This window comes from Blastococcus sp. SYSU D00669 (assembly GCF_054050715.1).
On sequence record NZ_JBJGZV010000018.1, the window covers coordinates 47,712 to 66,711 of the forward strand.

Annotated in this window: 17 protein-coding genes and 1 tRNA gene; 12 read left to right on the plus strand and 6 right to left on the minus strand. The window is 73.3% G+C overall.

Translation table 11 applies throughout. From position 1 onward, the window contains the following. Nucleotides 1–48: 48 nt before the first annotated feature. The 5 genes from ACI8AF_RS14300 to dnaK are packed head-to-tail and all read right to left on the minus strand — an operon-like array spanning nucleotide 49 to nucleotide 4,765. Nucleotides 49–531 (minus strand): MarR family winged helix-turn-helix transcriptional regulator, encoded by a 483-nt coding sequence (locus ACI8AF_RS14300; protein ID WP_456540386.1) that lies wholly within the window; start codon nucleotides 529–531, stop codon nucleotides 49–51. After that, nucleotides 528–989 (minus strand): heat shock protein transcriptional repressor HspR, encoded by a 462-nt coding sequence (locus ACI8AF_RS14305; protein ID WP_456540387.1) that lies wholly within the window; start codon nucleotides 987–989, stop codon nucleotides 528–530. Before ACI8AF_RS14305 ends, ACI8AF_RS14300 begins: the two co-directional genes overlap by 4 nt. Beyond that, nucleotides 986–2,206 (minus strand): molecular chaperone DnaJ, encoded by a 1,221-nt coding sequence (gene dnaJ, locus ACI8AF_RS14310; protein WP_456540388.1) that lies wholly within the window; start codon nucleotides 2,204–2,206, stop codon nucleotides 986–988. The genes ACI8AF_RS14305 and dnaJ overlap by 4 nt, the downstream gene beginning before the upstream one ends. Before the next feature lie 19 nt (nucleotides 2,207–2,225). After that, nucleotides 2,226–2,897 carry a nucleotide exchange factor GrpE gene (gene grpE / locus ACI8AF_RS14315; protein ID WP_456540389.1) on the minus strand — a complete coding sequence of 224 codons (672 nt, stop codon included), beginning with the start codon at nucleotides 2,895–2,897 and terminating at the stop codon, nucleotides 2,226–2,228. Further along, nucleotides 2,894–4,765 (minus strand): molecular chaperone DnaK, encoded by a 1,872-nt coding sequence (gene dnaK / locus ACI8AF_RS14320; RefSeq protein ID WP_456540390.1) that lies wholly within the window; start codon nucleotides 4,763–4,765, stop codon nucleotides 2,894–2,896. The genes grpE and dnaK overlap by 4 nt, the downstream gene beginning before the upstream one ends. A 325-nt stretch (nucleotides 4,766–5,090) precedes the next feature. On the opposite strand from dnaK, the gene ACI8AF_RS14325 reads away from it, so the two are divergent. The 5 genes from ACI8AF_RS14325 to ACI8AF_RS14345 all read left to right on the plus strand — a co-directional run bounded on the left by ACI8AF_RS14325 (nucleotide 5,091) and on the right by ACI8AF_RS14345 (nucleotide 11,575). Further along, the gene (locus ACI8AF_RS14325; protein WP_456540391.1) at nucleotides 5,091–6,086 is read left to right on the plus strand and encodes a type IV toxin-antitoxin system AbiEi family antitoxin domain-containing protein; all 996 of its coding nucleotides are present in this window, start codon (nucleotides 5,091–5,093) and stop codon (nucleotides 6,084–6,086) included. 208 nt (nucleotides 6,087–6,294) lie between these two features. Continuing rightward, nucleotides 6,295–8,601 carry a (Fe-S)-binding protein gene (locus ACI8AF_RS14330; protein WP_456540392.1) on the plus strand — a complete coding sequence of 769 codons (2,307 nt, stop codon included), beginning with the start codon at nucleotides 6,295–6,297 and terminating at the stop codon, nucleotides 8,599–8,601. A 46-nt stretch (nucleotides 8,602–8,647) separates the two neighbouring features. Next, nucleotides 8,648–9,214, plus strand: a complete 567-nt coding sequence (locus tag ACI8AF_RS14335; RefSeq protein ID WP_456540393.1) for a hypothetical protein — start codon at nucleotides 8,648–8,650, stop codon at nucleotides 9,212–9,214. A gap of 23 nt (nucleotides 9,215–9,237) precedes the next feature. Then, a complete protein-coding gene (locus ACI8AF_RS14340) occupies nucleotides 9,238–10,191 on the plus strand; it encodes a DUF389 domain-containing protein (RefSeq protein WP_456540394.1) in 954 nt (317 codons plus the stop codon). A gap of 43 nt (nucleotides 10,192–10,234) precedes the next feature. Continuing rightward, the gene (locus tag ACI8AF_RS14345) at nucleotides 10,235–11,575 is read left to right on the plus strand and encodes a CynX/NimT family MFS transporter (RefSeq protein WP_456540395.1); all 1,341 of its coding nucleotides are present in this window, start codon (nucleotides 10,235–10,237) and stop codon (nucleotides 11,573–11,575) included. Here ACI8AF_RS14345 and dcd read toward each other — a convergent pair. Continuing rightward, nucleotides 11,541–12,131 (minus strand): dCTP deaminase, encoded by a 591-nt coding sequence (gene dcd / locus ACI8AF_RS14350; RefSeq protein WP_456540396.1) that lies wholly within the window; start codon nucleotides 12,129–12,131, stop codon nucleotides 11,541–11,543. The two genes, ACI8AF_RS14345 and dcd, sit on opposite strands and share 35 nt — an antisense overlap. 194 nt (nucleotides 12,132–12,325) lie before the next feature. Between dcd and ACI8AF_RS14355 the strand changes: the two genes are divergently transcribed. The 7 genes from ACI8AF_RS14355 to ACI8AF_RS14385 all read left to right on the plus strand — a co-directional run bounded on the left by ACI8AF_RS14355 (nucleotide 12,326) and on the right by ACI8AF_RS14385 (nucleotide 18,757). Next, entirely contained in the window at nucleotides 12,326–14,587 is a 2,262-nt protein-coding gene (locus ACI8AF_RS14355; RefSeq protein ID WP_456540397.1) for a S8 family peptidase, read from the plus strand. Further along, nucleotides 14,521–15,036 carry an IPT/TIG domain-containing protein gene (locus tag ACI8AF_RS14360; protein WP_456540398.1) on the plus strand — a complete coding sequence of 172 codons (516 nt, stop codon included), beginning with the start codon at nucleotides 14,521–14,523 and terminating at the stop codon, nucleotides 15,034–15,036. Before ACI8AF_RS14355 ends, ACI8AF_RS14360 begins: the two co-directional genes overlap by 67 nt. Nucleotides 15,037–15,165: 129 nt before the next feature. Beyond that, nucleotides 15,166–15,744, plus strand: a complete 579-nt coding sequence (locus tag ACI8AF_RS14365; protein WP_456540399.1) for a PAS domain-containing protein — start codon at nucleotides 15,166–15,168, stop codon at nucleotides 15,742–15,744. A gap of 1 nt (nucleotide 15,745) precedes the next feature. After that, nucleotides 15,746–16,705, plus strand: coding sequence for a methyl-accepting chemotaxis protein (locus tag ACI8AF_RS14370; protein WP_456540400.1), 960 nt, complete (start codon nucleotides 15,746–15,748; stop codon nucleotides 16,703–16,705). A 57-nt stretch (nucleotides 16,706–16,762) separates the two neighbouring features. Beyond that, a tRNA-Gly gene (locus tag ACI8AF_RS14375) sits at nucleotides 16,763–16,833 on the plus strand. Nucleotides 16,834–17,147: 314 nt separating this feature from the next. Further along, nucleotides 17,148–18,188 carry a hypothetical protein gene (locus ACI8AF_RS14380; protein WP_456540401.1) on the plus strand — a complete coding sequence of 347 codons (1,041 nt, stop codon included), beginning with the start codon at nucleotides 17,148–17,150 and terminating at the stop codon, nucleotides 18,186–18,188. A gap of 323 nt (nucleotides 18,189–18,511) precedes the next feature. After that, nucleotides 18,512–18,757: a hypothetical protein gene (locus ACI8AF_RS14385; protein ID WP_456540402.1), complete on the plus strand. Its 246-nt coding sequence runs from the start codon at nucleotides 18,512–18,514 to the stop codon at nucleotides 18,755–18,757. The last annotated feature ends 243 nt before the right edge of the window (nucleotides 18,758–19,000 follow it).

A 19,000-nucleotide genomic window follows, 5' to 3' on the forward strand; every position in this document is an offset into this window, starting at 1 on the left:
ACGACGCCCGGACCGTCCTGCGGTCCGGGCGTCGTGCGGTGTCTCGTCCTAGCTGCTCGGCTGCGTCTGGCGCGCCTCGCGGGCCTCCCGCGCCTCGCCCAGCCGGTTGAGCCGGCCGAGCAGCTCGCCCAGCGTCGCGACGTCGCTGGCCGGCCAGTCGGCCATGTCGGCCTCCCACCGGGCACGCCGCGCCTCGCGGATGCGGGCCAGCCGGGCCGACCCCTCCACCGAGGGCGACAGCACCTGGGCCCGCCCGTCCTCCGGATCGGCGGCGCGGTCGACCAGCCCGAGCGCGACGAGCCCGGCGACCTGCCGGCTCACCGTGCTCTTGTCGAGGCCGAGCCGGTTGACCAGGTCGCTGGCCCGCAGCGGGCCGGCGTCCTGCAGCAGGGCCAGCAGCCCGTACGAGGCGCCGTCCAGGTCGGGGTGCAGCTCGGCGGCCAGCCGCGCCTGGATGGCGCGGGACCGGCGCAGCAGCAGGCCGATCTCCCGTTCGAGGCGGACGAACGCCTCGTGCGCCTCGGTGCTCACCGGTCGTCCCGCGGTCGCCAGACGACGAGGGCGTTGGTGGACGGGCGCATGGGCACCAGGTCGCCGCCGTAGCCGTAGCCGGCCCGCAGCGCGGACTCGGCGGCCATCCGTCGTTGCTCCGACATCTCGAGCTCCTCGAGCAGCTCGTGGACGCGGGCCTGCAGCGCCTCCACCCGCGACTCGAGCTCGATGATGCGCTTGATCCCGGCCAGGTTGACACCGTCCTCCTGCGAGAGGCGCTGGACCTCGCGCAGCAGGGCGACGTCGCGCGGGCTGTAGCGCCGCCCGCCGCCCGGGGTGCGCCCCGGGCTGACCAGGCCGAGGCGGTCGTACTGGCGCAGCGTCTGCGCGTGCATGCCGGCCAGCTCGGCCGCGACCGAGATGACGAAGACCGGCGCGTCGTCGGCCACCGCGCGGGCGGCGTCCTGCGGCGTCCTCCCCCTCGTCGGCGAGCTCACCGGGCACCTCCGTCCCGCACCGCGGCCGTGATCTGCGGCCGCGGGTCCTCGTCAAGCTCCTCGGCCAGCGCCTCGACCGCCTTCCGCTGGGCCGGGGACAGCTTCGCAGGAACGGCGACCTCGACGGTGACCAGCAGGTCGCCCGCGCGCGTCTTGCCCGGCACGCCCCGGCCCCGCACCCGCAGCGTGCGCCCGCTCGCGGTGCCCGCCGGCACCTTGAGCGAGACGCTGCCGTCGAGGGTCGGCACGGTCAGCGTGGTGCCGAGCGCCGCCTCGGCGAAGCTGACCGGCACGGTCAGCGTCAGGTCGTCGCCCTTGCGCCCGAACAGCTCGTGGTCGGTCACGTGGACGACGACGAACAGGTCACCGGGCGTGCCGCCGCGGCGGCCGGGCGCGCCCTTGCCGGGCAGCCGGATGCGCTGGCCGTCCTTGACCCCCGCCGGGATCCGCACGGTGATCGTGCGGGTCTGCGAGGTGATCCCGCTGCCGGAGCAGGTCGGGCACGGGTCGTCGATCACGGTGCCGGTGCCGCGGCAGTTGCGGCACGGCTCGGAGAACGCGAACGCGCCCTGGCTGCGGCTGGTCACCCCGGCGCCCTGGCACACCGGGCAGGTGTGCGGCGAGGTGCCGGGCTTGGCGCCGGTGCCGGAGCAGGTCGGGCAGGCGCCCGGGCTCTGCATCCGCAGCGGCACGGTGACGCCGAGGACGGCCTCCTCGAAGGAGAGGGTCGCCTCGGTCTCGACGTCCTGCCCCTTGGCGGGACCGGACGCCGCCTGGCTGCGGGCGCGGGCACTGCCCGTCCCGCCGCCGCCGAACAGCCCGCCGAACAGGTCGCCCAGACCGCCGGCCCGGCCGCCCCCGGCACCGGCCTGCCCGAGCAGGTCGCCGAGGTCGAACGTGGTGCTCCCGCCGCTGCCGCCGGGGAACCCGCCCCCGCCGCCGAATCCGCCGAACGGGTTGCCCCCGCGGCCGGCACCGGCCCCGAACAGGCGGCGCGCCTCGTCGTACTCGGCGCGCCGCTTGTCGTCGGAGAGCACGTCGTAGGCCTCGGAGACCTCCTTGAACCGGGCCTCGGCCTGCGCGTTGTCCGGGTTCTTGTCCGGGTGCAGGTCGCGGGCCAGCTGCCGGTACGCCTTCTTGATCGCCGCGGCGTCGGCGTCCTTCGGGACGCCCAGCGCGGCGTAGTAGTCCTTCTCGATGAAGTCCCGGGTGCTCATCGGACGCCCCCTCTCTGCGCTACTCGGACGCCGCGGTGCCGGGCTCGTCGGCGGCCTGCGTGACCGGCCCCGCGGGGTCGGTCACCGCCACCATGGCCGTGCGCAGCACGCGGTCGCCGCGGCGGAAGCCCTGCCGCAGCACGGTGCTGGCCGTCGGCACGGCGACGTCGGACGACGTCTCGTGCATGACCGCCTCGTGCAGCGACGGGTCGAACGGGTCGCCGGCCACGCCGAAGGCCGTCACCCCGAGGCCGTCGAGCACCCCGAGGACCCGGTCGGCGACCACCTTGAACGGCCCCTCGAGGTCGCCGTGGTCCCGGGCCCGCTCGATGTCGTCGACGATCGGGAACAGCTGCGCGGCGAACCGCTCCGCCGCCTGGTCGACGACGAGCTGGCGGTCGCGGTCGACGCGGCGCCGGTAGTTGGCGTACTCCGCCGTGACCCGCTGCAGGTCCTCGGTGCGCTCGGCCAGCTGCTGGGCGACGTCCTTGGTGGCGGGGTCGCCGTCACCGCTCTGCGCCGGGGCGGCCGCCACCGGCGTCTCCTGCTCGCTCATCTGCTCCCCTCGTCCCGGCGGGGTGCCGGCCGGCTGCTCGCCGGCCGGCACCCGCACCTCGCCGCTGGCCGGGTCGATGCGCCGCTTGTCGCGGATGACGACCCGCGGCTCCTCCCCTGACTGCGGTCCGGTCATCGGCGGTCGGTGTCCTCGTCGTCGACGATCTCGGCGTCGACGACGTCGTCGTCCCCACCGCTGGTCGCACCGGGAGCGGGACCGTCACCCGGGGCACCGGCACCGGCGCCCGCGGCGTTCGCCTCGGCCTGCTGGGCGTAGAGCGCCCCGCCGACCTCCTGCGAGACCCGCGCGACCTTCTCCTGCGCGGACTTGATCGCCTCGATGTCCGAGCCGCCCAGGGCCGAGCGCAGCTCGGTCAGCGCCTCGCCGAGCTCCTCCTTCTTGTCGGCGGGGATCTTGTCCCCGTTCTCCGCGAGGAACTTCTCGGTCTGGTACTGCAGCGACTCGGCCAGGTTGCGGGTCTCGGCCTCCTCGCGGCGGCGCTTGTCCTCCTCGGCGTGGGCCTCGGCGTCCTTCATCATCCGCTCGATGTCCTCCTTGGGGAGGGCCGAGCCGCCGGTGATGGTCATCGACTGCTCCTTGCCCGTCCCGAGGTCCTTGGCGGTGACGTGCACGATGCCGTTGGCGTCGATGTCGAAGGCGACCTCGATCTGCGGCACGCCGCGCGGCGCCGGCGGCAGCCCGGTCAGCTCGAACATGCCGAGCTTCTTGTTGTAGGCCGCCATCTCGCGCTCGCCCTGGAAGACCTGGATCTGCACGGACGGCTGGTTGTCGTCGGCCGTCGTGAAGATCTCGGAGCGCTTGGTCGGGATGGTGGTGTTGCGCTCGATGAGCTTGGTCATGATCCCGCCCTTGGTCTCGATGCCGAGGGACAGCGGGGTGACGTCGAGCAGCAGGACGTCCTTGACCTCGCCCTTGAGGACGCCGGCCTGCAGCGCGGCGCCGACGGCGACGACCTCGTCGGGGTTGACGCCCTTGTTGGGCTCCTTGCCCCCGGTCAGCTCGCGCACCAGGTCGGTGACGGCGGGCATGCGGGTCGAGCCGCCCACGAGGACGACGTGGTCGATCTGGCCGACGGAGATGCCGGCGTCGCGGATGACCTGGTTGAACGGCGCACGGGTGCGCTCGAGCAGGTCCTGCGTGAGCCGCTGGAACTCGGCGCGGGTCATGGTCACGTCGAGGTGCAGCGGGCCCTCGGCGCCGGCGGTGATGTAGGGCAGGTTGACGTTGGTCGACTGCGCGCCGGACAGCTCGATCTTGGCCTTCTCGGCCGCCTCGCGGAGGCGCTGCATGGCCAGCTTGTCCTTGGACAGGTCGATGCCGTTGGACGCGTTGAAGGTCTGCACCAGGTGCTTGACGACCCGCTCGTCCCAGTCGTCGCCGCCGAGGTGGTTGTCACCGGCGGTGGCCTTCACCTCGATGACGCCGTCCCCGATCTCGAGCAGGGAGACGTCGAAGGTGCCGCCACCGAGGTCGAAGACGAGGATCGTCTGCTCGGTCTCGCCCTTGTCCAGGCCGTAGGCCAGCGCGGCCGCGGTCGGCTCGTTGACGATGCGCAGGACGTTGAGGCCCGCGATCTCACCGGCCTCCTTGGTGGCCTGGCGCTGGGCGTCCTCGAAGTAGGCGGGGACGGTGATGACGGCGTCGGTGACGGTCTCGCCCAGGTAGGTCTCGGCGTCCCGCTTCAGCTTCTGCAGGATGCGGGCGCTGATCTCCTGCGGGGTGTAGCGCTTGCCGTCGATCTCCGGCGTCTTCCAGTCGGTGCCCATGTGCCGCTTGACGCTGCGGATGGTGCGGTCGACGTTGGTGACCGCCTGGTTCTTCGCCGACTGGCCGACGAGGACCTCGCCGTTCTTGGCGAACGCCACGACCGACGGGGTGGTGCGCGAGCCCTCCGAGTTCGCGATGACCGTGGGCTCACCGCCCTCGAGGACGGTCACGACGGAGTTGGTGGTGCCGAGGTCGATTCCGACCGCTCGAGCCATGGAGCTGGCCTCTCTTCCGTGTGCTGGGGTGGTGCCGGGTCTGTTCCGGTAGCTGAGGCACCAACCTTGCGCTCGGTGCGCTCAACTTTCCTGCCCAGCCTAACGGCACCCCGTCGGCCGGTGTTCCCCCCCGTCCCACCAATTTCCGGGCTCTCGTGCCGGGGCTCGGCCGGCGCCCGCCCGGTCACCCACGCCGCGTGGTCCCCACCCGCGCGGCACACGGCGGGGGTGGCGACCACATCGCGCGGGATGCACCGACGCGAGCCCTGTCCACAGAACTCGCGCGAGGCGCCCGGCGTGCCCCTACCGCCGACAGGCTCTGCCCGTGCACCCGATCCTGCGCGCCCTCGCCGACCGCCGGCTGGGCGTCTTCACCGCCGCGGAGGCCCGCGCCGCCGGCTACGAGCACCCCGAGATCCGCCGGCTGCGCACCTCGGGCCGGTGGGTCGCGCTGCGCCGCGGCGTCTACGTCACGGCGGAGGACCTCGCCGCACAGGAGAGCGCCGGCCGGCGGCACGCGGTCGACTGCACGGCGGTGCTGCTCGGCCTGGGGCGGACGGCGGCGGCGGTGAGCCACACCTCCGCAGCCCGGCTCATGGGGGTGCCCGTCAACCGCGGCCTCGACCGCACGGTCCGGCTGACGGACCCCGCGCTCTGGCGCCGCGGGGAGGGGTTCCGCGTGGTGCCGGCACCACTGCCGGCCGAGGACCTCGTGACGGGCAGTCCGCCGCGGCGGACAGCGCCCGCCCGCACGCTGGTCGACTGCGCCCGCGAGTGGCCGCTGGAGGACGCCGTCATCGCCATGGACGCGGCCCTGCTCGCCGGGTGGACCACCGAGGACGCCCTCGCCCGAGCCGTCGGTAGGGCGCAGGGCTGGCCCGGCGCGGCCCGTGCCGCTCGCGCGGTGGGTCTCGCCGACGGCCGCGCCGAGTCCGTGCTGGAGACGCGGGGCCGGCTGCGCCTGCTGGGCTCGGGCTTCCCCGCGCCGCAGCTGCAGGTGGAGATCCACGCCGGCCGCGCGTTCCTGGGCGTGGTGGACGCCTGGTTCGACGACGAGGCGGTGGCCGTCGAGTTCGACGGCCGGGTCAAGTACACGCAGCCCTGGCGGGGGCGCACCCCCGAGCGCGTGCTGTGGGACGAGAAGCGCCGGGAGGACGAGATGCGCGCGCTCGGCGTCCGCTTCCTCCGGCTCGCCGATGCCGACCTGGCGCGCTGGCCGGTCGTGGAGAAGCGACTGCGCCGGCTCCTCGACGAGCCCGGACCGGCACTGCGGTCCTTCGCGGCCGTCCCGCGGGCGCGCGGCGTCCGCCGGTCGGCCTGAGAGACACCACCCTCACCGCGTGGTCGCGGTCCTCACCGCACACCCCGAGGGGCGCGACCACAGCGCACGAGGGACGCTCGAACCGCCACGAAATCGCGTGCGCGGGGCACTTGAAGTTACCGGCGAGTAGCCTCTCGGACGGCCAGCTATCGTGCGCTGGTGCGGGCAACGGCGTCCGTGCCGCGTCCGCGGGGGAGTAGGGAGAACCATGACCGGCCCGCTGCAGATCGTCCTGGGGACGATCGCCGTCCTGTTCCTGATCGTGGCCGTCGTGTACGCCACCCGCGCGGTGCGGGCCATGATCAGGATCATCCGGACCGGCCAGCCGGACGACAGCCGCAAGGGTCCGTTCGCCCAGCGCATCAAGGCCATGCTCATCGAGAGCCTCGGCCACACCCGGATGCTCAAGTGGTCGGCGATCGGCGTCGCGCACTGGTTCGTGTTCGTCGGCTTCTACGGCCTGTTCCTCACCCTGGTGCAGGCCTTCGGCGAGGTCTGGAACCCCGGCTTCCACCTGCCGCTGATCGGCGAGTTCTTCCTCTGGAACTGGTTCGTCGACCTGATCGGCGCGCTCACCGTCGTCGGGATCCTCTACCTGATCTACCGGCGGCAGAAGGACCACCCGCGCCGGCAGGGCCGCAGCAGCCGGTTCGCCGGCTCCAACGAGGGCCGCGGCTACTTCGTCGAGGCCGTCGTCCTCACCATCGGCATCTGCATCCTGAGCATCCGGGCGGCGAGCATCGCCAGCGGGCTGACCGAGACCCCGGCCTGGCAGCACCCGATCTCCAGCGCGCTGGCGACCCTCTTCCCCGACAGCCCCGACCTGGTCAGCGTCATCGCCTTCGTCAAGGTCGTCGTCTCGCTGATCTGGCTCGTGGTGATCTCGCGGATCCTCAACATGGGCGTCGCGTGGCACCGGTTCAGCGCGTTCTTCAACATCTACTTCAAGCGCAACCCCGACGCCGACGCCCCGGCCCTCGGCCCGCTGCTGCCGATGACGAGCGGCGGCAAGCCGATCGACTTCGAGGATCCCGGCGAGGACGACATCTTCGGTCGCGGCAAGATCGAGGACTTCACCTGGAAGGGGATGCTCGACTTCACCACCTGCACCGAGTGCGGGCGGTGCCAGAGCCAGTGCCCGGCCTGGAACACGGGCAAGCCGCTCAGCCCCAAGATGGTGATCATGGACCTCCGCGACCACCTCTACGCGAAGGCCCCGTACCTCACCGGCGCGAGCAAGGCGTCGGACAACGCTCCCGACTTCGCCGAGTACTCGGTCCTCGAGCCCAGCGACGAGCAGGTCTGGAGCTCCGGCTACGCGCGCATCCCCGGCACCAACGACGCCCAGGCGCACCGCCCGCTGGTCGGCACCTTCGAGGAGGGCGGGGTCATCGACCCCGACGTCCTGTGGAGCTGCACCAACTGCGGCGCCTGCGTCGAGCAGTGCCCGGTCGACATCGAGCACATCGACCACATCGACGACATGCGCCGCTACCAGGTGCTCATCGAGTCGAACTTCCCGTCCGAGGCCGGCGTGATGCTGCGCAACCTGGAGAACCGCGGCAACCCGTGGGGCGTGCAGGCCAGCGTGCGCAACGACTGGATGAAGGAGCTCGACTTCGAGGTCACCGTCGCCGACGGCCCCCTCGACTACGACATCGAGTACCTGTTCTGGGTCGGCTGCGCCGGTGCCGTCGACGACCGGGCCAAGCGGACGACCAAGGCGGTCGCCACCCTGTTGCACATGGCCGGCGTCGAGTTCGCCGTCCTCGGCGACGGCGAGACCTGCTCGGGCGACCCGGCCCGCCGCATGGGCAACGAGTTCGTCTTCCAGATGCTGGCGCAGGAGAACGTCGAGACCCTCAACGGCGTCTTCGCGGGCCGCGTGCCGGGCATGCGCAAGATCGTCACGACCTGCCCGCACTGCTTCAACTCGCTCAGCCGGGAGTACCCGCAGGTCGGCGGCGAGTACGAGGTCGTCCACCACACCCAGCTGCTCAGCCAGCTCGTCGAGGAGGGGCGGCTCACGCCGGTCACCCCGGTCGACCGCAAGATCACCTACCACGACCCGTGCTTCCTGGGCCGGCACAACAAGGTCTACACGCCGCCGCGCGAGATCCTCGGCTCGGTCGAGGGCCTCACCACCCAGGAGATGCACCGCTGCAAGGACCGCGGGTTCTGCTGCGGCGCCGGCGGCGCGCGCATGTGGATGGAGGAGAAGATCGGCAAGCGGATCAACGTCGAGCGCACCGAGGAGGCGCTCGCGCTGGACCCCGACGTCATCTCCACCGCCTGCCCGTTCTGCATCACGATGCTGAGCGACGCGGTGAACAGCAAGCAGCAGGCGGGCGAGGCCGGCGAGCACGTCGAGGTGCTCGACGTCAGCCAGATCCTGCTGCGGTCGATGGCCCCGGTCGGCGCGCCCGGCACGGAGGAGGGCGCCAAGGTCGGGGACAAGGCCGACGACGTCGCCGGCGCCGGATCGGCGGCGACGGAGCACGGCGCCCAGGCCTGAGCCGGGCGCACACTGAGCGCATGACCACCTCGGACGCCGCCGCGCGATGAGCTTCATCTTCGGCGGCGTCCGTGGTCGTTCCGACCCCGAGCTCGAGGCCGCCAACCGCCGGCACCGCCTGCGCATGGCGCGGGACATCAACGACGAGCGCACCCTGGCCGACCCCGACGGCGGCAGCGGCGCCCCGCGGCGCAGCCGGCACTGGCTGGTCCTCGCCATCGCCGCCGCGGTGATGGCCGTGCTCGCCCTGATCGCCCGCGGCCAGGACGACGTCCCGCTCACCGCCGACTGCAGCACCCCCGCGATCGCCGTCGCCTCCAGCCAGGTCGACGCCGGCGCCGCGCTGCGCTTCCGGCTCACCGGGCCCGACGACACCCCCTACGTCGTCACGCTGGACGGCGAACCAGTCCGCGGCGACGCCGGCAGCGTCGTCGGGTACCGGGAGACGCCGGCCGGGCCCGCGCTGCAGCTGCAGCAGTGCCTCTCCCCCACGCTGACCATCGCCGCGCCGGCCGGGGACGGCCCGCACGAGCTCGCCCTGCTCGAGGTCGCCGACGACGGCACGACGCGCGAGGTCACCGCCGTGACCGTGACCGTGACGGGCACCCGCTGAGGACCACCCGCTAAGAACATCGCGTGCTGCTGCACCTGCGGGTCACCGTGCCCCCCGACCGGACCGCCGACGTGCGCGAGCTGTTCGCGCGCTCGCCGGGCACCGCGCACCTGGCGGTCCTCCCCGGCGCCGCCGAGTCCCCGGCGGGCGACCTGATCATGGCCGACGTCGCCCGCGAGTCGGCGGACGCGCTCATCACCGCCCTGCGCGAGCTGGGGGTCGACCGCGACGGCGGCATCACCATGGAGGCGGTCGACGCGGCGGTCTCCCGCCGGGCGGAGGAGGCCGAGGAGGCCGCGCCCGGCGAGGGGTCGGACGCCGTCGTGTGGGAGCAGGTGGTGCGCACGACCGACGCCGACTCCGCGCTCTCGGTCTCCTACCTGGCGTTCCTGACCATCGCCACGCTGCTGGCGGCCGTGGCGATCATCAACGACTCGGCGATCCTCACGATCGGCGCGATGGTGCTCGGCCCCGAGTTCGGCCCGCTGGCCGCGCTGGCCGTCGCCGTCGTGCACGGCCGGCGGTCGATCGCCCGGCGGGCCGCCGTCTCGCTGCTGGTCGGCTTCGCCGTGGCCATCGCGGTCACCGCGCTCGCCGTGCTCGCCGGCCGGGCGCTGGGCTGGTTCGGCACCGAGGTCCTCACCCAGGACCGGCCGGAGACCGGGTTCATCACCGCCCCCGACCGCTGGTCGGTCGTCGTCGCGGTGCTCGCCGGGATCGCCGGCGTGCTCTCCCTCACCTCGGCCAAGAGCGGGGCGCTGGTGGGCGTCTTCATCTCCGTCACCACCGTCCCCGCGGCGGCGGACATGGCGATCAGCCTGGCGCTGGGCGGCGGCGCGGAGTTCGTGCGGGCGGCCACCCAGCTCGGCATCAACCTCGCCGGCATCCTGGTCGCCGCGACGGCGACCCTGCTGGCGCAGAAGACGCTGTGGCGGCGCATGCCGCGGGTCGTCCCGCACCTGGACCGCGTGGGCTGAGCCCGCCGCCGGGGCGTCCCGACGGGAGGAGGAAGATCCTCCGGTGAGCTCCACCGCCCCGGCCTCGACGTCAGCAGCACCCGGGACGAGCCGGCAGCGCGGCCTCCTGCTCATCGCCGTCGCCATCGTGATGACCGGCCTGAACCTGCGGACGGCGGTCAACAGCGTCGGCCCGGTGCTCGAGGAGATCGAGCAGGGCCTCGGCATCTCCAGCGCCGCGGCCGGCGTCATCACCACGATGCCCGTGGTCTGCTTCGCGCTGCTCGGCTTCGCCGGCCCGCCGCTGTCGGCCCGCTTCCGCGACTCGCACGTGCTCGCCGGCGGCCTGCTCACGATGGCCGCGGGCCTCGTGCTGCGCGCCGTCGTCGACGACTTCGCGCTCTTCCTGGTCGGCACCGTGCTGGCCATGGCCGGCGGCGCCCTGGGCAACGTGCTGCTGCCGAGCCTGGTGAAGCGGTACTTCCCCACCCGCACCGGCCTGCTGGTCGGCGCGTACGGCGCCGCGCTCAGCGTCGGCGGCGGCCTGGCGGCCCTGCTCCCCCAGCAGGTGGTCGCCTCCGTCGGGGCCGAGGACGGCTGGCGCTGGGCGCTCGGCATGTGGGCGGTGCTCGCGGTGGTCTCCGCCGTCCCCTGGCTGTTCGTGCCGCCCCGGCCGGGCGCCTCCCGCGGCTCGCACACGCGGGTGCGGATGCGGCCGCTGGTCCGCAGCCCGCTGGCCGTGGCGATGGCGCTGTTCTTCGGCGTCCAGGCCATGCAGGCCTACGTGATCATCGGCTGGATCCCGCAGTACCTGCGCGACAGCGGGCTGCCGGCTGCCACGGCGGGGCTGCTGCTGGCGATCAACACCGTGATCACCATCCCGCTCAACGGCATCGTGCCGGTGCTGACCGTCCGGCCGCGGCTGCAGCGGCCGCTGCTGGCCCTCTTCCTCGCCTGCTACGTCGTCGGCTGGACCGGGCTGTGGGTCGCGCCGCGGGCGGCCGCCCTGCTCTGGATGCTGGTCCTGGCGCTGGGCCTGGCCACCTTCCCGATGGCGCTGACGCTCATCGGCCTCCGCGCCCGCACCCCGGAGACCACGGCCGCGCTCTCGACGGTGACGCAGGGCTGGGGCTACCTGCTCTCCGGTGCCGGGCCGCTGCTGGTCGGCGTGCTGCGCGGGCTCACCGGCGGTTACACCGGCATGTTCGTGCTGGCCTTCGCCGGCGTGGCCCTGCTCGGCGCCGCCGGCTGGGTGGTGACCCGGCAGCGCTACGTGGACGACGAGGTGGAGACCCGCGTCCCCGGCTGGTCACCGGCCGGCCGGCAGGAGGAGTGCATCGAGGTGGCCGGCGCCGAGGCGCCGGTGCACCTCAGGGAGCCGGACGACGCGTCTCGGCGCGGGTGAAGTTGCGGAACGAGCGCGACGGCGTGGGACCGCGCTGGTCCTGGTACCGGGACCCGTAGACCGGTGAGCCGTACGGGTGCTCGGACGGCGAGGTCAGCCGGAACAGGCACAGCTGGCCGATCTTCATGCCCGGCCACAGCGTGATCGGCAGGTTCGCGACGTTCGACAGCTCGAGCGTGATGTGCCCGGAGAAGCCGGGGTCGACGAAACCGGCGGTCGAGTGGGTGAGCAGCCCGAGGCGCCCCAACGAGCTCTTTCCTTCCAGCCGGCCGGCCAGGTCGTCAGGGATGCTCACGACCTCCAGGGTGGAGCCCAGCACGAATTCTCCGGGGTGCAGCACGAACGGGTCGTCGCCCTCCGGCTCGACCAGCGTGGTCAGGTCGTCCTGCTGCTCCGCCGGGTCGATGTGGGTGTACCGGGCGTTGTTGAACACCCGGAAGAACCGGTCGAGGCGGACGTCGATGCTGGACGGCTGCACCATCGCCTTGTCGTAGGGGTCGATGCCGAGCCGGCCCTCGGCGATCGCGGCGGTGATGTCGCGGTCGGACAGCAGCATGGCGCGGAGTCTCCCACGCCCGTCCCGGCCGCCCGACCGCCGCCGGTCGTCACCGGATCGAGCGAACCTGCGGCCACGGTCCTCAACGCGCCCCGGAGGCCTGCCGTTGGCGACCGGAACGACGTCTGCCCTGCGCACGCAGGCTGCCGCCCCCCGGAACCGCCGGGGACGGCGCGCGTCGCGGAGGGAGCTCGATGTCGGGCACGCGGGGAAAGGCGGTCGTCCTCGTGGCGGCCGCGGTGGCGGGCTACGCCGGAGCTGCGGCGTTCTCCGCCCTGGCGCTGCCCTCGGTGGCCGTCGCCGAGGACTTCGGCCCCGGCGACGGGCTGACCCGCTACGTCGTCACCGCCGCCGCCGGATCGGCCGCGGAGCTGCCCGGCCTGCCAGGTGTGGTGAACGCGCAGCAGCTCTCCGACGGCCGCACCCTGGTGGCGACGGAGGGGCTGACGCCGGCCGACCTGCAGCGGGTGGCGGGCGTGACCGCCGTCGAGGTGTCGCCGTCCGTGCCGCTCATGGGCACGGTGAGCGACCCGTTCTGGCCGAGCTACGGCTGGAACCTCGACAACACCGGCTCGAACGCCTACGGGCAGGCGGCCCGCGCCGACGCCGACACCGACGCGCCGGACGCCTGGGCCACGAGCACCGGTGCGGGGGTCGTCGTCGCCGTCCTGGACAGCGGCTACGACTCCGACCACCCCGACCTGCGGGGCGCGGTCTGGACCAACCCGAGCGAGAACTGCGGCACCGTGGACACCGACGGCAACGGCAAGGCCGGCGACTGCCACGGCTGGAACTTCGCCACCAACTCGGCCGACGTCGACAACGGCGCGCACGGCACCCACGGCACGAGCGTCTCCGGCGTCATCGCGGCCCGTGCCGGCAACGGTGAGGGATCGGCCGGCATCGCGCCGGACGTGCGGATCATGCCGCTGGTCATCGGCGCCGGGGACACCGTCGACGTCTACCTGGGCGCCGAGGCGATCCGGTACGCCGCCGACCACGGCGCGGCCATCGTCAACGCCTCCTGGGGCGGCTCGTTCGGCGGCCCGGCGCTCGACGCGCTCCGGGCCGCGATCGCCTACGCCCACAGCAAGGGCGTCGTCGTGGTCGCGGCGGCCGGCAACGACTCGCTCGACCGCGACACCTCGGTCGTCTACCCGGCCAGCCTGACCGACCCGAACCTGGTGACCGTCGGCTCGTCCACGGCCGGCGACACGGTCAGCGACTTCTCGGGCTACGGCGCCACGTCGGTCGACCTGTTCGCGCCGGGCACGCTGGTCTTCTCGACCTGGAACGACGGCGGCTACCGGCTGGTGTCCGGCACGTCCTTCTCCGCGCCCCAGGTCGCCGCCGCCGTCGCGCTCCACCGCGCGGTCGACCCCGCGGCGACGGCGGGGGACCTGCGCACGCGGCTGCTCGCGGACGTCGACCCGGTCGCCGCGTTCGCCGGGAGGTCGGTGACCGGCGGCCGGCTCACGCTGGACTCGCTGGCCGAGCGCGCCGCACCCGAGGTCCGCTACACCTTCACCGCCATGACCGCCGAGGCCGGCGTGGTGGAGCCGCGCGTGACGGCCACCGGCCCGGACGGCGCCGGCGCCTACTCGGTCGAGCTCGGCCTGGGCATGGAGGACGCCGGCGACGTCCACGCCCTGTCGGGCGCGGCGGTCACGATGGGCGGCGTCACCGCGACCACGGACGACGAGGGCTCGGTCGCGTTCGACCTGGGCAGCCGGCCGTCGGTCGGCACGCTGGAGCTCGACCCCTCGGTGGGGCTCGGCGACGGCCGGTACGTGCTCACCGCGCAGCTGCTCCTCGACGGCCGACCCCTCGACCGCCCGTACGCGGCGCCGCTGCTGGTCGGCACGGCGGTGGGGTCGGACGACGGCGGCTCGGGCAGCTCGGGCTCCGGCGGCTCCGGCTCGTCCGGGTCTGGCTCCCCGGCCCCCGGTCCGACCGGGAACGGTTCGACCGGGAACGGTTCGTCCGGCGGCTCGGGCTCCGGCGGCTCCGGCTCGTCCGGGTCGGCCGCGCCGGGCTCGGGCTCGTCCGGCGGCTCGGGCTCCAGCGGTTCGGACTCCACGGGCTACGGTTCGACCGGTTCGGGCTCCACGGACTCGGGCTCGACGGGCTCGGGTACCACGGGCTCGGGCTCGACCGGCTCCGGCTCCTCCGGTTCCGGTTCCCCCGGCTCGGGCTCCTCCGGCTCCGGTTCCTCGGGCACCGGCACCCCGCCGTCCGACGGCGGCACCGGGCCGGCCGCACCGGGCACCCCGGGCGGCAGCGGAGCAGCGGCTCCGGCGGCTCGGGGAGCGGCGGCTCCGGCGGCACCTCCACGCCTCCCGGCAGCGGGTCGGCGCCCGGCGTCGGCGGGAGCACCGTCTACCCGTCGGTGGGCGAGTTCCGGATCACCTCGATCAGCCCCCACCGCGTCGGCACGACCGGCGGGACGCGGGTGACCGTCACCGGCGGCGCCCTGCCGGCGAACCCGCGGGTGCGCATCGGCGACACCACCGCCGCCACGGTGGTCCGGGCGACGGCGACCGAGCTGGTGTTCACCGCACCGGCCCGCGTCGCCGGGGTCTACGACGTCGCCGTGTTCGCCCCCGACGGCCGCAGCACCGTCCTCGCCCAGGCGCTCGAGTACGTCGAGGGCGCGGGGAGCGGCTCGGGCCCGGGCGGCAGCGGCTCGGCAGGATCGGGCGGCGGCAGCGGCTCGCCAGGGCCCGGCGGCGGCAGCGGCTCGGACGGCGGCACCGGCTCGGACGGCGGCACCGGCGGCACCGCGGCGCCGGGCGTCCGCCAGGGGCCCGGCGGCGAGCGGTTGGTCCCGTCGGCGAAGTTCAGCGGCCTGCGCGGCATCTGGTCGGTGGACTGCTCGAGGTCCTGCACCGGCATCCCCTACTGACGTAGGCCCCGTCGGCACCCGGGCGGCGGGAGGTGGGACCTTCGTCCCGTTTCCCGCCGTTCGGGTGCGTGGTGCGCGACCTCCTGCCGAGAACGATCCGGACGTCGTCGGACGGACGTGGAGGATCGCGTGCTGGACACCCTTGCCGCCCGGGGGACCCCGAGACCGGGACGCCCGGGCGCGGCGCCGTCCGGCGTCGAACGGCGGTTCGGCGCCGACGAGCTGATCGTCTCCAAGACCGATCCGCGCGGGGTCATCACCTACGCCAACGACGTCTTCCTGCGGGTCAGCGGCTACCGGCTCGACGAGGTCGTCGGCCGGCCGCACAACCTGATCCGCCACCCCGGGATGCCCAAGGCGGTGTTCAAGCTGCTCTGGGACACCCTGGGCCGGCGGCAGGAGATCTTCGCCTACATCAACAACCTGGCCGCCGACGGCGCCCACTACTGGGTGCTGGCGCACGTGACGCCGTCCTACGGCGCCGGCGGCCGGGTCGTCGGCTACCACTCGAACCGCCGGCTGCCCTCCCCCGGCGCCATCGCACGGCTGCGGCCGGTCTACGAGCAGCTGCTCGCCGAGGAGCGCCGGCACCCCCACGGCCGGGCGGCGGTCGAGGCGTCGTCCCGGCTGCTGGAGGAGGTGATCGCCCGGTCGGCGGCGTCGTACGAGGACCTGATCTGGGCGATCATCAGCGAGGAAGAGGCCTGAGATGGCGATGCTGCGCCCGCGCGACGGCGACCGGCGGGACGCCGAGCTCGAGATCTACCGCGCCTTCGTCCGGCAGCTGACCCGCGACCTGGAGGCCGCCGCCCGCGGCGACCTCGAGGCGCGCTGCCGCCCGGTGCCCGGCTCGACGGAGGTCCCCGAGCTGACCGCGCTGCAGGACGCGGTCAACCGCACGCTGGACGTCTCCGACGCCTTCGTCCGCGAGTCCAGCGCCGCGCTCACCTCGGCCGCCGAGAACCGCTTCCACCGCCGGGTGCTGGTCACCGGCCTGCAGGGCGCGTTCCGGCAGGGCGCCGTCGACATCAACACCGCGCGCGACGCCATGCGGGACACCGCCGCCCAGGTCACCGACGCCCAGACCTCCCGGCTGCAGCTGGCCGACGGGTTCGAGTCCGTCGTCCTCGCGATGTCCGAGCAGGTGGCGACGGCGTCGACCGAGCTGTCGGCGTCCGCCTCGGGCCTGACCACGGCCGCCGACGCGACCACCGCCGAGGTCGACCGCGCCCAGCAGACCATCGCGTCGCTGACCCGCTCGTCGGCCGAGATCAAGGAGATCATCGCGGTGATCGACAGCGTCGCGGCGCAGACGCGGCTGCTGGCGCTCAACGCCACGATCGAGGCGGCCCGCGCCGGCGCGGCCGGCAAGGGCTTCGCCGTCGTCGCCTCCGAGGTCAAGGACCTGGCCGACCAGACCGGCCGGGCGACCGAGCGGGTCACCGCCCAGGTCGAGCAGATCCGGCAGGCCTGCGACGACGTCGCCACGGCGATGAGCACCGTCGGGACGACGGTCGGCGAGATGGACGGCCTGGTGGACGGCATCGCCGCGGCGGTCGACGGGTCGGCGTCCCTGGGCCCGGACCGGACCTACACCACCGGGCTCTCGGCCATGGCGGAGCGGCTGCGCTCGGAGGCGACCGGCTTCCTCGCCGAGATGCGGCGGTAGCCCGGGGGTGGGTGGGTGCCGCCGCCCGCCCGCTGCCGGGTACTCTCGGCGTCACCTGCGGGTGTAGTTCAATGGCAGAACATCAGCTTCCCAAGCTGACAGTGGGGGTTCGATTCCCCTCACCCGCTCTGGCGAAAGCCAAGATCAGCGCCACCAGGGCCCCTCGGAGACACCTCCGGGGGGCCCTGCTCATTGCCCGCTAGACCCCGTGATTTCCCGCCCGTATCCGCCCACACGGACACGCGAAGGACACGCGGGACGCGGCATCCGCCCAGCCCAGCGACCCATATCGCACTCCACACCTGGTCGACTCGACATGGGCTGCCTCGATGAGGCCTCTAGGGGCTTCGCCGACTCGCCAGCGGGCGCAGCGCTCGAGCTAGCTAACGAGACCAGCTAATCCGGTACGGTCCCGGCCACCACCGGATGATCGGGGGGCTACGTGCGTCGCATAACTTGGCCGCTGCTCACGGTCATCGCATCACTTGCCGCCTGCAGCAACATGACCGTGGGAGCAGGCACGCCTGCTAGCACGTCCGAGCGTGCGACCGACGGCACGCAGAATTACGAGTCGATCGCTGAGCTGCACGACGCCATCGTCGACAGCGGGGTTAACTGCACCGGCTTTGCGGAATCCGGCGTCATCGGCCGCTCCACCGCTGTCGGGACCTGCGACGTAGCGGGAGGACAGCTCACGCTCAACCTTTGGCCGGACGCGTTCACGCGCGACGACGCCACGTCCAACATCATCGCCTCGATCGGCGGCGACACCGGCTACTGCTGGGTCCTGGGGCGCGGGGAAGGCGACGAGGGCGCCTGGTCCGTCGACGCCTCCGCCAACACTGACGCCTGCCAGGCGCTCGGCGACAAGTTGGGCGGCGAGATCTTCGACTATGAGGCGCCGGCTGCCGAGCCGACCACGCCGGCGCCAACCACGCCGGCGCCACCCCCGCCCGCGGCCCCCGAGCAGTACTCCGGATCAGGAGCGTCCGTGGTGACGCTGGTGGCCACAGATCCGCGCATCGTCACCATCACACACGACGGGGAGTCCAACTTCGCCGTGTGGAGCGTCAACGCGCAGGGGCAGGACATCGACCTGCTCGTCAACACGATTGGCTCGTACTCCGGCGTGGTGCCGCTGAACTTCCTTGAGGGCGAGGACGTGGCCGCTCTCAAGATCGAAGCGGACGGACAGTGGACTGTCGTCTCGGCGCCGTTCACCTCTGCACCCGCATGGGACGGCGCAGCGCCCTACAGCGCGCAGGGTGCGGGAGTGATCCTCGTCAGAGGGGTCGCCGAAGGACTTACGCCCGTCACGTTTACCCACCAGGGCGAAGGCAACTTCGCGGTCTGGGCGTACGGCGACAGCGAAGACCTGTTGGTCAACGAGATCGGGGCGTACAGCGGAGAGACCTTGCTCCCGGAGGGGACCATCGTGCTCGTTGTGGAGGCCGACGGCCCCTGGTCGATCGCGAAGTCCTGAGCGTCGGGCGAGGTAGCCGGCGACCATGTAGAGGCGCGGCGATCGAGCGCGTCGCGCTGGACACCGGCAGAGCCTTGACGCACGATCCCGCACCGTGCGTAATCGGAACCTCGCCATCCTCTTCGCCGTAGGCCGGCCTCCTGCTCACCGGCTGCGGCAGTGACCCGGAATCCGAGGCTCGAGTCGAGTCGTCCGCAGCCTCAGAGGTCGCCACGGACGCCGAGGAGTACGCCGACCAGGTCATCGAGGCCTTCCGCGCTACCCATCCCGAAGGCGGATCCCATCACGACGCTCCGACATCGGACTGGGTCGCATTCGCGTCCGTGATCGAGGGCCTCACGCCGCCCGAGGGGGAAGAGATCGACCACGAGCGGATGGTCGCCGGGTTCGAGGCCTACACGGAGGCGCGCGAGGAGGTGGACGACGCCTGCGCGCGCAACCCGGGGCCAGCCGATGATGAATGGAGCGCCTGCTTCACCGCAGTCAGTGAATCAAGCGACCAGTGGACCGCCGCGTTGGACCGGGCGTACATGATTCCGGGGCTGTCCTACGACACGCTCATTGGCTGACCCTTCGCTGGAACGGTGCGTTCTCGTCAGCGGCCGTAACGCTCGAGCCACTAGAGCGCGGCATGGTCCGGTACGGTCCCGGCCACCGTCGGCAGGGGGATAGTGGGAGGCGACCTCGGATGTCGCACTACGGGGGTTACGGCGGTCCGGACACCGGTGGTTCGTACGAGCCGGTGACGTGGGTAGCGGTTCCGCCACCTCCCAGTCCACCGCCTTCGACGCCTATGTGGACCCCGCCCGCGC

Excerpts from the sequence above, each read along its gene's own strand:
- dnaJ (WP_456540388.1), bottom strand. The coding sequence starts at position 2,206 with ATGAGCACCCGGGACTTCATCGAGAAGGACTACTACGCCGCGCTGGGC.
- grpE (WP_456540389.1), bottom strand. The coding sequence starts at position 2,897 with ATGACCGGACCGCAGTCAGGGGAGGAGCCGCGGGTCGTCATCCGCGAC.
- dnaK (WP_456540390.1), bottom strand. The coding sequence starts at position 4,765 with ATGGCTCGAGCGGTCGGAATCGACCTCGGCACCACCAACTCCGTCGTG.
- ACI8AF_RS14330 (WP_456540392.1), top strand. The coding sequence starts at position 6,295 with ATGACCGGCCCGCTGCAGATCGTCCTGGGGACGATCGCCGTCCTGTTC.
- ACI8AF_RS14335 (WP_456540393.1), top strand. The coding sequence starts at position 8,648 with ATGAGCTTCATCTTCGGCGGCGTCCGTGGTCGTTCCGACCCCGAGCTC.
- dcd (WP_456540396.1), bottom strand. The coding sequence starts at position 12,131 with ATGCTGCTGTCCGACCGCGACATCACCGCCGCGATCGCCGAGGGCCGG.
- ACI8AF_RS14355 (WP_456540397.1), top strand. The coding sequence starts at position 12,326 with ATGTCGGGCACGCGGGGAAAGGCGGTCGTCCTCGTGGCGGCCGCGGTG.
- ACI8AF_RS14370 (WP_456540400.1), top strand. The coding sequence starts at position 15,746 with ATGGCGATGCTGCGCCCGCGCGACGGCGACCGGCGGGACGCCGAGCTC.